At 69.6% G+C, this 14094-nt stretch carries 7 protein-coding genes and 2 pseudogenes; all 9 read left to right on the top strand.

The genetic code is table 11. The annotated features are described in order from the left end of the window. Positions 1 to 758 precede the first annotated feature (758 nt). The 9 genes and pseudogenes from QF037_RS00785 (at position 759) to QF037_RS00745 (ending at position 14089) form a co-directional block, all read left to right on the top strand. The gene (locus QF037_RS00785; RefSeq protein ID WP_307020794.1) at positions 759 to 4490 is read left to right on the top strand and encodes a S8 family serine peptidase; all 3732 of its coding nucleotides are present in this window, start codon (positions 759 to 761) and stop codon (positions 4488 to 4490) included. A 43-nt stretch (positions 4491 to 4533) separates the two neighbouring features. Continuing rightward, positions 4534 to 6002 (top strand): annotated as a pseudogene (locus tag QF037_RS00780) (benzaldehyde dehydrogenase). Positions 6003 to 6059: 57 nt separating this feature from the next. Beyond that, on the top strand, positions 6060 to 7589 hold the full coding sequence (locus tag QF037_RS00775; RefSeq protein WP_307020792.1) for a carotenoid oxygenase family protein: 1530 nt from the start codon (positions 6060 to 6062) through the stop codon (positions 7587 to 7589). 140 nt (positions 7590 to 7729) lie between these two features. Further along, positions 7730 to 7920, top strand: a pseudogene (locus QF037_RS00770) (IS982 family transposase); the annotation flags it as partial. 455 nt (positions 7921 to 8375) lie between these two features. Further along, positions 8376 to 9005: a TetR/AcrR family transcriptional regulator gene (locus QF037_RS00765; protein WP_307036916.1), complete on the top strand. Its 630-nt coding sequence runs from the start codon at positions 8376 to 8378 to the stop codon at positions 9003 to 9005. A gap of 145 nt (positions 9006 to 9150) precedes the next feature. Continuing rightward, positions 9151 to 9789: a SpoIIE family protein phosphatase gene (locus QF037_RS00760; protein ID WP_307020790.1), complete on the top strand. Its 639-nt coding sequence runs from the start codon at positions 9151 to 9153 to the stop codon at positions 9787 to 9789. 669 nt (positions 9790 to 10458) lie between these two features. Continuing rightward, complete coding sequence (locus QF037_RS00755; RefSeq protein WP_307020788.1) at positions 10459 to 11805, top strand: flavin-containing monooxygenase; 1347 nt, start codon at positions 10459 to 10461, stop codon at positions 11803 to 11805. Then, positions 11802 to 12680, top strand: coding sequence for an SDR family NAD(P)-dependent oxidoreductase (locus QF037_RS00750; RefSeq protein ID WP_307020786.1), 879 nt, complete (start codon positions 11802 to 11804; stop codon positions 12678 to 12680). Before QF037_RS00755 ends, QF037_RS00750 begins: the two co-directional genes overlap by 4 nt. Then, positions 12677 to 14089, top strand: coding sequence for an aldehyde dehydrogenase family protein (locus QF037_RS00745; RefSeq protein WP_307020784.1), 1413 nt, complete (start codon positions 12677 to 12679; stop codon positions 14087 to 14089). The genes QF037_RS00750 and QF037_RS00745 overlap by 4 nt, the downstream gene beginning before the upstream one ends. Positions 14090 to 14094 lie beyond the last annotated feature (5 nt).

Raw genomic sequence — 14094 nt, 5'->3', positions numbered from 1 at the left:
GGTGGATGGGCGCGAGCGGCCTACATATGCAGAGACCAAGAAGCCTGGGGGCAAGCCACTCGCGTCACTTGGCTCACTTCAGACGCAGCGAGTGACTCGGATTCTTGTCCTCCTTCACAACTCCCGTCAAATTTTTGCGAGTTCACCACAACCTCAAGCTCGTGGCGGTCGGTTTTGGGGTCGGAAGGTAGTCGAACCCACGCATTCTGCTCTCTGTGTCGAGGCAAGCCTCTGACGCAGGTGTTGATGCCCAGGTGCTGTCCTTCTGGCAGGCGTGGAAGCGCGGCACGGTGTCCTTGGCTGGGAGGGAGCCGAGAGTTCAAGAAGGCTCGCTTGCCCTGGACCGCCGTGGCGACCCCGACTCAATCGCCTTGGCCGACGCCTGTCGGTGGTACGTCCTTGGAGAGACGTCGCTGATGTGGCCCTTCTCCAGCCGGGTATACCACTCGGCGCCAGAGGACACTGCCGGGGCTGCTGCGCGAGCGGGAGCAGCTCAGGCAGGTCAAACCCCCTTGCTCCGTGTCAGCCGAATCCCCGCGGCCGACCGTGCGGGCCCTTCCCGGCCTGCCCTCCCCGCGCACACGGACGTCCGACGACAGGGCGTACGACGACCGCCAATTCCCGTGGCCGAAGAGGGCATTGGCACTCCTCGGCCACATGATTCCCTTGAGCCTGTTTCCGCTCAGCGCTCACTCTGATCACTGGCTTCCGCTCACCAGGCCGGAAGCGTTGTCAGCGTTCAGGGGAGGACGCCACCCATGCGAAGACTCCACGCCCTGTGGGCAGTGGCAGGAGCGGCAGGACTACTCACGGGCACGGTCACGCCCGCCACAGCCGGTTCCGGAGCGCACGTCACCGCACCCGACGCTCCGGTGGTGCGGAGCAGCGCCGCGACCGCAATCACCAAGACGCAGACCGTCACCCTCATCACCGGCGACACCGTGTCGCTCACCGTCCGCCCGGACGCAAAGTCCGCCGTCGACGTGCAGCGCGGCAAGGGCCGTGAGGCCGCCACCTTCGTGTCGAGCGAGAAGGACGGCGAGGTGAGTGTCCTGCCGGCGGACGCCATCCCGCTGGTTAACGCGGGCCGTCTCGACCCGGCCTTGTTCAACGTCACCCAGCTCGTGCGGCAGGGGTACGCCGACGCGAAGACCGGCACCACGCCGGTGATCGCGACGTACACGAAGGGCAGCGCGACCCCTGACGGCGCGCGCCGGACGCTCGCCCTGCCCACGATCGACGGCGCCGCACTGAGCGCGAAGAAGTCGCCCGCCTTCTGGGCCGACATCGCCCCCGCACTCGGCACCGACCCCACGGCGAAGGCCGCGAAGCGGCTCGGCGAGGGCATCGACAAGATCTGGCTCGACGGCAAGGTCGAGGCGTCGCTCGACGTGAGTGTGCCGCAGATCGGCGCTCCCGAGGTGTGGAAGTCGGGCTACGACGGCAAGGGCGTCAAGGTCGCCGTCCTGGACACGGGCGTGGACGCCGGTCACCCGGATCTCGCCGGGAAGATCGGGGAGACGAAGAGCTTCGTGCCGGACGAGGCGGTGCAGGACGGCCACGGTCACGGCACCCACGTGGCGTCCACGATCGTCGGCTCGGGCGCTGCCTCGCAGGGCAAGCGCAAGGGTGTGGCACCGGGCGCGGAACTGCTGGTCGGCAAGGTGCTGGACAACACCGGTCACGGCCAGGACTCCTGGATCATCGCGGGCATGGAGTGGGCGGCCCGCTCCGGCGCGAAGATCGTGTCGATGTCGTTGGGCGGCACGGCCACGGGCCCCTCGGACGTGCTGAGTGAGACGGTCGACGAACTCTCCGCGTCCACCGGCACCCTCTTCGTGATCGCGGCGGGAAACTCCGGCCCGTCCGAGCAGACCGTGGGCACCCCGGGCATCGCCGACTCGGCACTGACGGTGGGCGCCGTCGACAAGTCCGACAAGCTGGCCTCGTTCTCCAGCCGCGGCCCGCGCCTCGGCGACTCGGCCATCAAGCCGGAGATCACCGCACCGGGCGCGGCCATCACCGCCGCCCGCGCGGCCGGCACCACCATGGGCACCCCGGTCGATGAGTACTACACGACGTCCAGCGGTACGTCGATGGCGACCCCGCACGTAGCGGGCGCCGCGGCGCTGGTCGCACAGGCCCACCCCGACTGGACGGGCAAGCAGATCAAGCAGGCGCTGGCGACCACCGCGAGGACGAACACCGTCAACTCCGTGTTCGAGCAGGGCGACGGCCGGGTCGATGCCGTACGGGCAGTCAACCAGGGTGTCTTCTCGACGCCGGTTCTGAGTTTCGGCAAGTACGAGGAGAGTGACAGCGAGGCGGACCGCAAGGACATCACCTACACCAACACCACGGACAAAGCGGTGGAGTTGAAGGTGGCCTCGTCGCTCCCCGATGCCGCGCTGAACGCGGACACCGTGACCGTCCCGGCGAAGGGCACCGCCACGGTCGGGGTCACCGTCGATCCGGCCGCGGAGGCGACGGGCCGGTACACGGGCCATGTCACCGCGAGCGCCGACGGCGTGCAGGTCACCACCGCCGTCGGCTTCGAGAAGCTGGCGAAGACCTACGACCTGAAGGTGTCCCTGGTGGGCCGCGACGGCAAGCCGTCCACCTCGGCGTCCATCTTCATGCTGCAGGAGCTGAACGGCGCGTACCCGGAGACGTACGGCTTCCTCGGCAGCGGCTACACGTTCAAGGTGCCGGCCGGTACGTACAGCATGGCGTCCTGGATCTCGCAGCGGGACGCGGCCGGGCTGGAGGCCAACACCTCGGTCGTCGGCGATCCGGAGATCAAGGTCGACAAGAACACCGAGGTTGTCCTCGACGCCCGCAAGGCGGTCGAGATCAAGCCGAAGACCAGGGAGAACTCCGAGTTCCAGGGCTTCAGCACCAACTGGCACCGGGAGGGTCCGGGCACCGCCTGGGGCCTGACCTACAGTCAGGGCTGGTGGACCGACCACGTCTACGTGGCGCCCACCAAGAAAATCACCGAGGGCATGTTCGAGTTCTCCTCGAAGTTCCGTCTGTACGCCAAGGAGCTGACGGCGAGCGTCACCAGCCCCGAGAAGTACGCACTGCCCCTCGACTACGCACAGACCTCCAGCGGCTTCCCGGTGAAGATCAACGGTGAGCGCACGGTCCGGGCGGTGGACGCGGGCAGCGGCACCGCGGCCGACTTCGACGGGCTCGACGTCAAGGCCAAGGTGGCAGTCGTCCGGGTGGGCGCCGGCGCGACGGCGGACGAGGCACTGACCAACGCCACCGCCGCCGGGGCAGGTTACGTCCTCGCCTACCACGACACCCCCGGGTACTGGATCTCCTGGGTGAACAGCGCCACCATCCCCCTGATGACCGCCACCGGCGAGGACGGCGCGAAGCTCGGGGCCCTGCTCAAGAGCGGGAAGAAGGTCAGTCTGAAGCTGAAGGGCACCGCGGTCAGCCCGTACGTGTACAGCGTGATGTTCCCGCAGGCAGATGCTGTCTCGGCCGACCAGACGTACGACCTGAACAGCTCCAACACGGTGAAGCAGACGGTGCGCTACTACGCGGGCCGGGCCGGCCAGATCGGCAAGGACGCCGTGTACCGGTTCCGTCCCTGGCAGAAAACCGACCTCGCAACCACCAACAACGTGCAACTCGGCACGGAGCGCACCGAGTACTACAACGTCTCCGACAGCCGGATCTGGCACGCCGTCTATCCCGACACGAACGCGAACAGGCCTCAGTGGAACGCCCTGCGGACCTTCGACAAGGCGGGCAAGCTGCCCTCCGAGGAGTGGCTGCGCCAGGTCGTCCGCCCGGCGACCCGTGAGCAGTACGGCCTGTCCCAGCGCACCGGCGACAAACTCACCTTCGCGATCCCTGAGTTGAGCGACTCGAACCCGGGACACTACGCGTCCGTGGACAACATCCAGGACACCGCGAAGGGCACGCTGTACAAGGACGGGCAGCTGGTCGGCGCCACCACACTCGGCGGACTCGGCACCTTCGACGTCCCTGCGGCGAAGGCCTCGTACCGTCTCGTGCTCGACACCCGGCGCGCGGCCGGCTGGGCCGCGTACTCCACCGGCACCCACACCGAATGGTCCTTCGCCTCGGCGCACACGGACCAGCGGACGGCGCTGCCCCAGTGCCTTGCTGATCGCCGGGCTGCTGACCCGCGTGATCGCCCTCATCGTCAGCGCGGAGATGCTGCTGACGGGGTTCTGGATCAAGTTGGGCGTCTGGCACACGGGCGTTCTGGGCCCGCAGGGCGCCGGCGGAGCCGAGGTCGACTTCCTCTTCCTGGCGGTGTGCCTGGTCATCTTCGCCGCCGGCCCGGGTGTGCTGGCGACCGACTCTCTGCTCGGCCTGGAGCGAGCCTCGCGCGACCGAGGCCAGGACAAGGACCCGGACCCGGACAGGGCTCTCACCGGGGCGTCCGCGGGATGAAACCGGGATCGAGGCCAGAATCACCCCACCTCACCACCTTCGCGACATGAATCGTAACCTTCGCGCCACGACGCACTTCTGGATCGGGACAACATGACGCTTTTGGACAGCAGTACCTGGGAAGGCCGCATCTTCTCCGGCTCGGGAGAGTGGATCAACGGCGCGGGCGTGGTGTACGACGCCGTCGAGCCCGCCACCGGCAAGACGCTGGGCCGCGTCGGTTCCGCCACACCGGCCGACGTGGACAAGGCGGTGGAACGGCGGTACGAGCCCAGCGGGAGTGGGCCGCCCAGCCGTACTCCGACCGTGCCGCCGTACTGCGCCGCGCCGCGCGCCTCTTCGAGGAGCACCAGCAGGAGATCGAGACCTGGCTGGTACGGGAGTCCGGTGCGATCCGGCCGTTCGCCGCCCTCCAGGTCAGCAGCGGTGGTGCGGAGGAGTGCCACGAGGCCGCCGCCCTCGCCGGGGCGCCCTACGGTGAGCTGCTGCGCTCCGGGCAGGAGCGGCTGTCGTTCGCCCGCCGTAAGCCAGTCGGGGTGGTCGGCGTCATCGCCCCGTTCAACGTGCCGATCACCCTGGCCATGCGGGCGGTCGCCCCGGCGCTCGCCCTGGGCAACGCGGTCGTCCTCAAGCCGGGCCCCCGCACCGCGATCAGCGGCGGCGTCGTCTTCGCCCGCGTCTTCGAGGAGGCGGGCCTGCCGCCCGGCCTGCTGCACGTCCTGCCCGGTGGTGCGGACGTCGGAGCCGTTGTCGTCGAGCATCCGCAGGTCCCCGTCATTGCGTTCACCGGCTCCACCCGGGCCGGACGCGCCATCGGTGTCGCCGCGGCCCGGCACCTGAAGCGGGTCCACCTGGAACTGGGCGGGAACTCGGCGCTCGTCGTCATGGACGACGTCGACCTGGAGAAGGCCGCCTCGGTGGGTGCCTGGGGATCCTTCGTCCACGCCGGCCAGATCTGTATGGCCAGCAGCCGCCACCTCGTCCACGCTCCGGTCGCCGACGACTACACCGCCCTGCTCGCCCAGCACGCCGACGCCCTTCCGGTGGGCGACCCGCTCGGCGAGAATGTCGCCCTCGGACCGATCATCGACGCCGGCCAGCGCGACAACATCCACCGCATCGTCACCGAGACGGTCAAGGCCGGTGCCCGGCTGGCCGCGGGCGGTACCTACCAGGATTTGTTCTACCGGCCGACCGTGCTCACCGACGTACCGCTGACCGCGCCCGCCTACGCGCAGGAGATCTTCGGGCCCGTGGCGCCCGTCGTCCCCTTCCAGGACCTGGACGAGGCGGCCCGCCTGGCCGCCGGGACCGAGTACGGGCTGTCTCTCGGCATCCTCACCCGGGACGTCATGAAGGGTCTCGCCTTGGCGGAGCGCGTCCCCAGCGGCCTCGTCCATATCAACGACCAGACCGTCAACGACGAGGCGCTCATCCCGTTCGGCGGGGTAGGCGACTCCGGCACCGGTTCCCGCCACGGCGGCACCGCCGCCAACCTCGAAGCCTTCACCGAACAGCAGTGGGTCACCGTACGCGGCGAACTCCCCCATTACCCATTCTGACGGGGTCCGTTCCGACACCTGTACCCGACCCGTTCCGCCCCGCACTCTGGAGCAACGATGCCCCTGAACCCGATGACCGTCGTCCCCCGTCAGACCGGACAGACCTCCGCCCCCGCTTCCGTCTCCGCGGGAGTCGACTGGCCCACCGACAACAAGTTCCTCAACGGCCCGTTCGCGCCCTGGACGGAGGAGAACGAGGCGTACGACCTGGAGGTGGACGGAGAAATACCGTCCGACCTCGCAGGCGCACTGTTCCGCGTCTCCTCCAACCCCCGCTTCCAGCCCCGCAACACCGACCACTACCACTGGTGGGAGGGCGACGGCATGGTGTGCGGCATCTACCTCCGTGAGGGCCGCGCCGCCTACCGCACCCGCTGGGTCGAGACCGACTCGATGAAGGTCGAGGTCGAGGCCGGGGAAGCGATCTACAGCGGCTTCGTCAACGGCGGCACCCCGGGCCGGCTGCCCGAGGGCGCCCCGCCCGCCAAGAACGTGGCCAACATCAACGCCGGCATCCTCGACGACCACCTGATCGTCTACTTCGAGGGCGGACTGCCGCACGCCCTGGACCCCGAAACCCTGCGCACCCTCGGCACATACGACTTCCACGGCGGCATCGACGTCCTGTGCACCGGCCACTACAAGACCGACCCGGACAGCGGGGACATGCTCTTCTTCGCCGCCACCGGAGCGACCATCACCTGGTACCGCGCCGACGTGAAGACGGCCGAGATCAAAGACTCGCACTCCTTCGACATCGGCGTGCCGGTCCTCATCCACGACTTCGCGGTGAGCGACAACTACGCCATCTTCTTCGTCACCCCCGCCCAGTTCCGCCTCGACCTGGTGGCCCAGAGCAGGCCTGGCGTGGTCTGGGACGAGAACTCCCTCGAACACGGGGTCCATATCGTCCTGATGAACCGCCACACCCACGAGGTCACCTGGCACGAACTCGGCGGCCACTGGGCCAACACCCACTTCTTCAACGCCTACGAGCAGGACGGTGAGCTGATCATCGACGGGCACCGCATTCCGCGGCTCGGCAACCCCGTCGACCGCCTCTCCACGCCGCTGAGCTCCCACGAGTGGTTCCCCCCGGCCTTGCCCTACCGCTGGCGCGTAGACCTGGCGACCGGACGGGCCTCGGAGGAGATGATCAGCGGCATCTTCGGGGAGTTCCCCAAGATCAACGACGCGTACACCGGCCGGCCGAACCGCTACGGCTACTTCGTCACCACGCGCGGCCTGGCCGACGACATCATGTCCGACGGACTGGCCCGCCACGACTATCTCCTCGACCGCACCACCGTCGTCGAAGGGCCGGCCGGCCTGACCAGCCCCGGCGAACCGGTCTTCGTCGCCCGCGAGAACGCCCACACCGAGGACGATGGCTACCTGCTCTCCCTGTGGTGGAACCGCACCACCGACCTCAGCGAACTGCTCATCCACGATGCCGCAGACCTGCGCCGCACCCCGCTGGCCCGGGTCAGGCTCCCCAGCCGGGTGCCCTTCGGCTTCCACGGCAGCTGGGCCGACCACCTCACCCTGGACCGGGCCATCGCGGCCCACCGCGGCGACGAAGGGTAGTTGCCCTGCACCGGAGCCGTCCCTCGGTCGGCTCCGGAAGTCGCCTGCATCACCTGTTCCGGATGCGGCGTCGAAGACCATGCCCGCCTGAACCGCCCCGCCAGTTCGCTGCTGGAGCGGATGAGTGAGTTGGATCGACGGTGCGGCAGCTGATCGAGTCGGACAACGACACCCTCAAGGGCCAGCTCGATCTCGAACAGCACGGCGGTCGCACCATCGAGGGCGTCGGTGTCCGGTGGCCCAGCGGATCCTGGCGATGGCCTGCGCGATCTGGCACAGTCGCACCACCGGCGCACCGATCACCCGCTCACTGATCGCCCATGCCCACTGAGCCACGTCTCAGATCAGGCCGACTGCCGTTGGGCAGTCGCCGCAGTTTGCTTGGGGCGGCGCCATAGCGGCTGCCCTTGGTGACCAACTCGCTGATCAGCTGCTTGGTGGAGAAGGCTGGATGACCGCCCTGGCTTCGACCAGCACTCTCACCAACATCGGGGTCGCTGCGACAGGCGGCTGATCCCTGGCCTTCGCCCTGACCCGACGGGCTGGCCGTCACGGGATTCGTGGTCGGGGCGAGCTCGGACGCGGTTTGCCGTGGCGGCAGAGATGACGCTCCTGGCCGCCGGTTTCGACCACGTCGGTCAGGAAGGCATGGCGGCCTTCCCGCCGATCACCAGGCCGGGGGATCGGCGCAGCCACCAGACCAAGTCGCCGCGGTACAGCCCGCGCAACCGGACGACCATTTGGTCGTCCAACTTAATCGGTGGACTAAGTCGCTATAGTCGCTTCATGGCTCACGTTTCTGCGGCTGAGCGCCGCCCCCAGCTGATCAAAGCGGCCATTGACCTCATGACCAGGGAGGGTGTCGCGGCCGGAAGTACCCGGGCCATCGCGGCCGAGCTCGGCGTGGCACAGGCCACCGTGCACTACACCTTCGGCACGAAGGAGGGTCTGTACCGCGCTGTCATGGAGAAGCTCACCGCAGAGCTGATCTCGCAGGTCGAGCAGGCCACGCCTGAGGAGGGGGGATTCGAGGAGACCATCGGCACTCTGGCAGCCGCCCTGTGGCAGACCGTGCGCGAGCAGCCGGCGAGTCACCAGTTGCTGACGGAACTGATGATGTTCGCGTTGCGCACACCCTCTCTGGCCGAGGCACGGCAAGGTCACTACCGCGACGTGATCGAAGTGGCGGCGAGGATCGTGGCCGAGGCGGCCGAGCGAACGGGACAGGCGCTCGCCCAGCCTGCGGAGACCATTGCCCGTTACTTCCTCGCCGGATTCGACGGCCTCGTGATGCAGCACCTGTCGTTGCCCGACGAAGAGGCCGAGCAGATCTGCCTGCGAGCCCTCGTCTCCGCCTTGCTGGCGCTTGCCGACGGCCGGCTGGACCCCACCGCGACTCCCGTCACGGCGGGCTGACCGCGAGGCCTTCCCGGCGCTACGCAGGCCCGGCCGTCGTCGAGGCGGCGGGCATGACGCTGGAGCGCACCTGCTTGGACAGGCTGGCCATCGTGTACCTGCGCGGCCCCGACGAACACCGGCGGCAGGCACCCGGGCAGGCCATGTGACCCGGACAGCCGAGGAACTGGCCGAGCCGGCGGTGACGGGATTCGCCGACTGCGCCACCGTCGATCTGCTGGAATCGGCTGTCCAGGGACATGAGCCGCAAGCGATACCGCCCGCCACACCGGTCGTGTGCCGTCGTACCGCGCAGTGTTCGGTGCTCCCGGAGTGCCCGGAATCCGTGGTCCCGGCGGGCGGCCCCGACGTCTGCGCTCCCAGCTCACCTCCTGCCGCGGCGCTGACACCGTGCGGGCGATCCGCTGCTGCACGCCTCGGCCACGACGGGGCGTCCGTGCTCTGCGGTACGGACCCTCGCCGACGCCGATTCGCGCCCGGCGAACTGCTCACCCGGCTGGACGACCTGATGGTCCGCCTCGACCGGGAGGAAGGCCCGGATGCGCGAGGGGCCTCGAAGGAGGCCGGGGCCACCTGCCTCTACGCCGTCTACGCCCCCGTCGCCGGCCGATGTGACCTGGCGCGGGCAGCGCACCCGCGACCCGACCTGGTGACCTCCGACGGCACGGTGCGGGTCCCGGACCTATCCGCCGGGCCACCACTCGGCCTGGGCGGTCTGCCCTTCGAGGCCGCCCGGATGACATGGGCGAGGACAGCCTGCTCGCCCTCTGCACCGACGGACTGATCCAGGCGCCCGGCCGCGATGTCGACGTTGGACCGCCCCTGCTGTGAGGCACTGCGCCGCCCGGCCGTCGACTGCTCCGCAAGGTACGGCCTCACACCCCTGCCGACGACATCGTCCTGCTCCTGGCCCGCACCTCCAAGCTCGGCGCCGACCAGGTATGTACCTGGCGGCTGCCCATGGATCCCGCGGCCGTCGCGGGTGCGCGCCGGATGGCGGGCGAACAGCCAGCTGCCTGGAGGCTGTCCGGGCTCGAGCTTGCCACCGAGCTGATCGTCAGCGAGTCGGGCCATCCGTTACGGCAACGCGCCCATCGAGCCCTGGCTCATCCGCGCGGACGCGCTCATTTGCGAAGTCGCGGCGGCTTCCCGACGGCACCGGCACCGCCCGGCACCTGCGGCGGGCCCGCGTCTTCGACGAAGGCGGACGGGACCGCTGCTCGTCGCCCAGGGCGCCGAGCGCCGGGGGCAGTCGTCCGGCCTCCGCCGGCAGGATGATCTGGACGGAACCGCTGGATGAGCCTGCCGAGCAGCCGGGCCGGGCGCAACCGATGCCGTGGTCGCGCGGCCGCTGAGGTCCGGTCCGTGGCCGCGCAGGTCAGTTCCCGCTGAACGGCGGGTGAATACGTTTCCTCCAAGGCCCGTGAAGCGGGACGAACGAGGAGGCAGGCCCGTGAAGGAAAGCCAGTTTGACACGTGCGTGATCGGGGCGGGCCCTGCCGGGCTGGCGGTCGCCAGGGCCCTGGCGGAGCGGAATCTCCCGTACACGCATCTGGAGCGGCACACCGGGCCCGGCGGTATCTGGGACATCGACAATCCCGGCGGCCCGATGTACGAGTCGGCCCACTTCATTTCCAGCAGGACCCTGTCGGGCTTCGGCGGCTTCCCGATGCCCGACCACTTCGCGGACTATCCGCCCCACCGGCAGATCCTGTCGTACCTGACGTCCTTCGCCGAGGCCTACGGGCTGACGGACCGCATCGAGTTCGGCGCCGAGGTCGAAAACGTCCGGAAGAACACGGACGGCACCTGGACGGTCACCCGGGCCGACGGCAGGGAAAGCGTGCACGGGCAGGTCGTCGTCTGCACGGGATCGCAGTGGCACCCCAACATCCCCGAACTGCCGGGGGAGTTCAGCGGAGAGGTCCGGCACACCGTCGGCTATCGCGGCGCGGAGGAACTGCGGGGCAAGCGGGTCCTGGTCGTGGGCGCGGGCAACTCCGGATGCGACATCGCGTGCGACGCGGCCCGGGCCGCGGACCACGCGGTGATCAGCATGCGGCGCGGATACTGGTTCATCCCCAAGCACCTCTTCGGCCGGCCGGTGGACACCATCGCCAACAGCGGGCCGCATCTGCCGATGTGGCTGGCGCAGCGGGTCTTCGGTGCCCTCCTGCGGATCATCAACGGGGACCCGACGCGGCTGGGGCTGCCGAAGCCGGACCACAAGCTGTTCGAGACCCACCCTGCCGTCAACTCGATGCTGATCCACCACCTCCAGCACGGCGACATCACCGCCAAGCCCGGGATGGCCCGCACCGAGGGCCGGACCGTGCACTTCACCGACGGCACGAGCGAGGACTTCGACCTCGTCCTGCTCGCCACGGGCTACGTCCACAAAGTGCCGGTCGCGCAGCAGTACTTCGGCGACGAGCAGCACCCCGACCTGTACCTGTCGTCGTTCTCGCGCGAGCACGAGGGCTTGTTCGGCATCGGCTTCGTCGAGACCAACTCCGGTGCCTACCAGCTCTTCGACGTGCAGGCGCAGCTGATCGCCGGGTACCTCCACGACGCGCGGCACCGGCGGTCGAACGCGGAGCGGTTCACCCAGAGGATCCGCGCCGACCGCCCGGATCTGTCCGGCCGGCTGAAGTTCGTCGACTCGCCGCGCCACACCGGCTACGTCGACAGCGGGGCCTTCGTGAAGTACCTGGGCAAGGTCGCGCGCGAGATGGGCTGGCGCACCGAGGGCCAGCCGCCGCCCGTGCGCTCCCTTCGCCCCGCGGCGGCGACGGCATGAGCGCTTTCAACTTCACCGACAAGGTCATCGTGGTGACCGGTGGCGCGGGCGGCATCGGCAGCGCGCTGTGCCGTCGTTTCGCCTCCGGCGGCGCCCGCTGCGTCGTCGTCGACATCGACGCGGTCCGCGCCATGAGGGTGGCCGCGGACCTGCCGGGCGCCGGGCATACGGGCATCGGCTGTGACCTGATGGACCGCGCCCAGGTGGAGCGGTTGTTCGAGGTGGTCGCCGAGGACCACGGTGGGCTCGACGTACTCGTCAACAACGTGGGCATGACGAGCGCCGAACGCTTCGACGTCCGCAGTGTCGAGAGCATCGAGCGGGAGATCACCCTCAACCTGACCTCACCGCTGATCACGACCCGGATCGCCCTTCCTCTGCTCATGGCTTCCCGGGACGCCCGGGTGGTCACCACGGTTTCCCTCGGAGGGGTCTTCCCGCTGGGTGAGACCCCGATCTACACCGCTTCCAAGTTCGGGCTGCGCGGCGCGATGCTCGCCATCGGGCTCGACCTGAGGAGCAAGGGAATCCTGGCCGGTTCGGTGCTGCCATCGGCGACCGACACCCGGATGCTGCGCCAGGAGGCCGTGGACGGCGGGAACTCCATGCAGTTCCAGGATCCCCCGCAGCAGCCCGCCGACGTCGTCGCGGCCGTGGTGAGCCTGCTGGACAAGCCGCGCCTTGAGGCCTACCCCCGGGCCGGCGAGTCCCGTCTGGTGCGGTTCGCGATGCTCGTGCCGAACCTGCTGCCCCGCGTCTTCCCGCTGTTCCGCAAGCGCGGTGACCGCGGCATGGCCCGCTATCTGGAGGACCTGCGCCGACGCGGACTGGCCCGCCGGACCGAAGGACGCTGGGAACTGGTGGAGGAAGCATGACCACGAACGAGACGCTTTACGTCGTCAACCCCGCCACCGGTGAGCCGATCACCAGCCTGCCCGCCGCGAGCGCCGACGACGTGGCCAAGGCGGCCGAGCGGGCCCGGCAGGTCCACGAGGCCGGGGTGTGGTCGCGGCTGCCGGTGCGGGAGCGCGGCGCGGTGCTGCTGCGGCTCGCCGATCTCATGGAGCGCGACGCGGAGATCCTCGCCCGGCTGGACAGCGAGGACGCGGGCAAGCCGATCACGGAGTGCCGTACGGGCGATGTACCGGGCGCGATCGAGTCGATCCGCTGGTTCGCCGAGGCGGCCGACAAGGTCTTCGGACGGGTCGCGCCGGGCGGGCCCGACGGTCTCGGTCTGATGAGCCGCGAACCGGTCGGGGTCGTCGCGGCGATCCTGCCGTGGAACTACCCGCTGGCCATGACCGCCTGGAAGGTCGGACCGGCCCTGGCCGCGGGCAACTGTCTGCTGGTCAAGCCCGCCGAGGCGACCCCGCGCTCGGCCCTGCACCTGGCCGCCCTCGCGGCCGAGGCGGGCCTGCCCGACGGGGTCCTCACGGTCCTGCCGGGCTACGGCGGGGAAGCCGGGGCCGCCCTCGCCCGCAGCCCCCTCGTGGGGGCGCTCTCCTTCACCGGGTCCACAGCGACCGGCCGCCGCATCCTCAAGGACGCCGCCGACAGCAACTTCAAGCGCGTCTCGCTGGAGATGGGAGGCAAGAGCCCCCAGGTGCTGATGGCCGACGCGCTCTCCTACGGCGACGAGCTCATCGACAACATGATCGAGGCCGCGTTCCTGACCATGGGGCAGAACTGCACCGCCGGCTCCCGGGTGCTGGTGCACCGCAGTATCGCCGAGGAGGTCCTGGAGCGGTTCACGGCCGCTGCCCGAGACCTCGTCATCGGCGATCCGGCCGACCCGCGCACGCGGATGGGGCCGCTCATCAACCGAGCCGCCTTCGACCGGGTCGCGGGAGCCGTGGAGGCCGCCCGGGCCGGCGGAGCCCGGATCCACACCGGGGGACTGCCGCACGGGCTGCCCGCACACGGCGCCTACTACCCGCCCACCGTGATCACCGGAGCCCCCGACGGCAGCGAGGTCCTCACCAAGGAGCTGTTCGGTCCCGTCGTCACCGTCGAGACCTTCACCTCCGAGGACGAGGCGGTCCGCAGGGCCAACGCCACCGAATACGGTCTCGCCGCCTCGGTGTGGACCCGCGACCTGGACACCGCGCTGCGACTGGCCCGCGGCATCGAGGCCGGCGTGGTCTCCGTCAACGCCTACAGCGAGGGCGACATCACCACACCGTTCGGCGGCTGGAAACAGTCGGGATTCGGCGGCGCGGAGAAGTCCACCGACGCCTTCGCCCAGTGGACCCGGGAGAAGACGATCTGGATCCGCACCCGCTGACCTCG

This window comes from Streptomyces canus (assembly GCF_030815415.1).
GTDB classification, from domain to species: Bacteria; Actinomycetota; Actinomycetes; order Streptomycetales; family Streptomycetaceae; genus Streptomyces; species Streptomyces canus_F.
This window is presented reverse-complemented; position numbering and strand designations above follow the sequence as displayed.

Excerpts from the sequence above, each read along its gene's own strand:
- QF037_RS00785 (WP_307020794.1), top strand. The coding sequence starts at position 759 with ATGCGAAGACTCCACGCCCTGTGGGCAGTGGCAGGAGCGGCAGGACTA.
- QF037_RS00775 (WP_307020792.1), top strand. The coding sequence starts at position 6,060 with ATGCCCCTGAACCCGATGACCGTCGTCCCCCGTCAGACCGGACAGACC.
- QF037_RS00765 (WP_307036916.1), top strand. The coding sequence starts at position 8,376 with ATGGCTCACGTTTCTGCGGCTGAGCGCCGCCCCCAGCTGATCAAAGCG.
- QF037_RS00750 (WP_307020786.1), top strand. The coding sequence starts at position 11,802 with ATGAGCGCTTTCAACTTCACCGACAAGGTCATCGTGGTGACCGGTGGC.
- QF037_RS00745 (WP_307020784.1), top strand. The coding sequence starts at position 12,677 with ATGACCACGAACGAGACGCTTTACGTCGTCAACCCCGCCACCGGTGAG.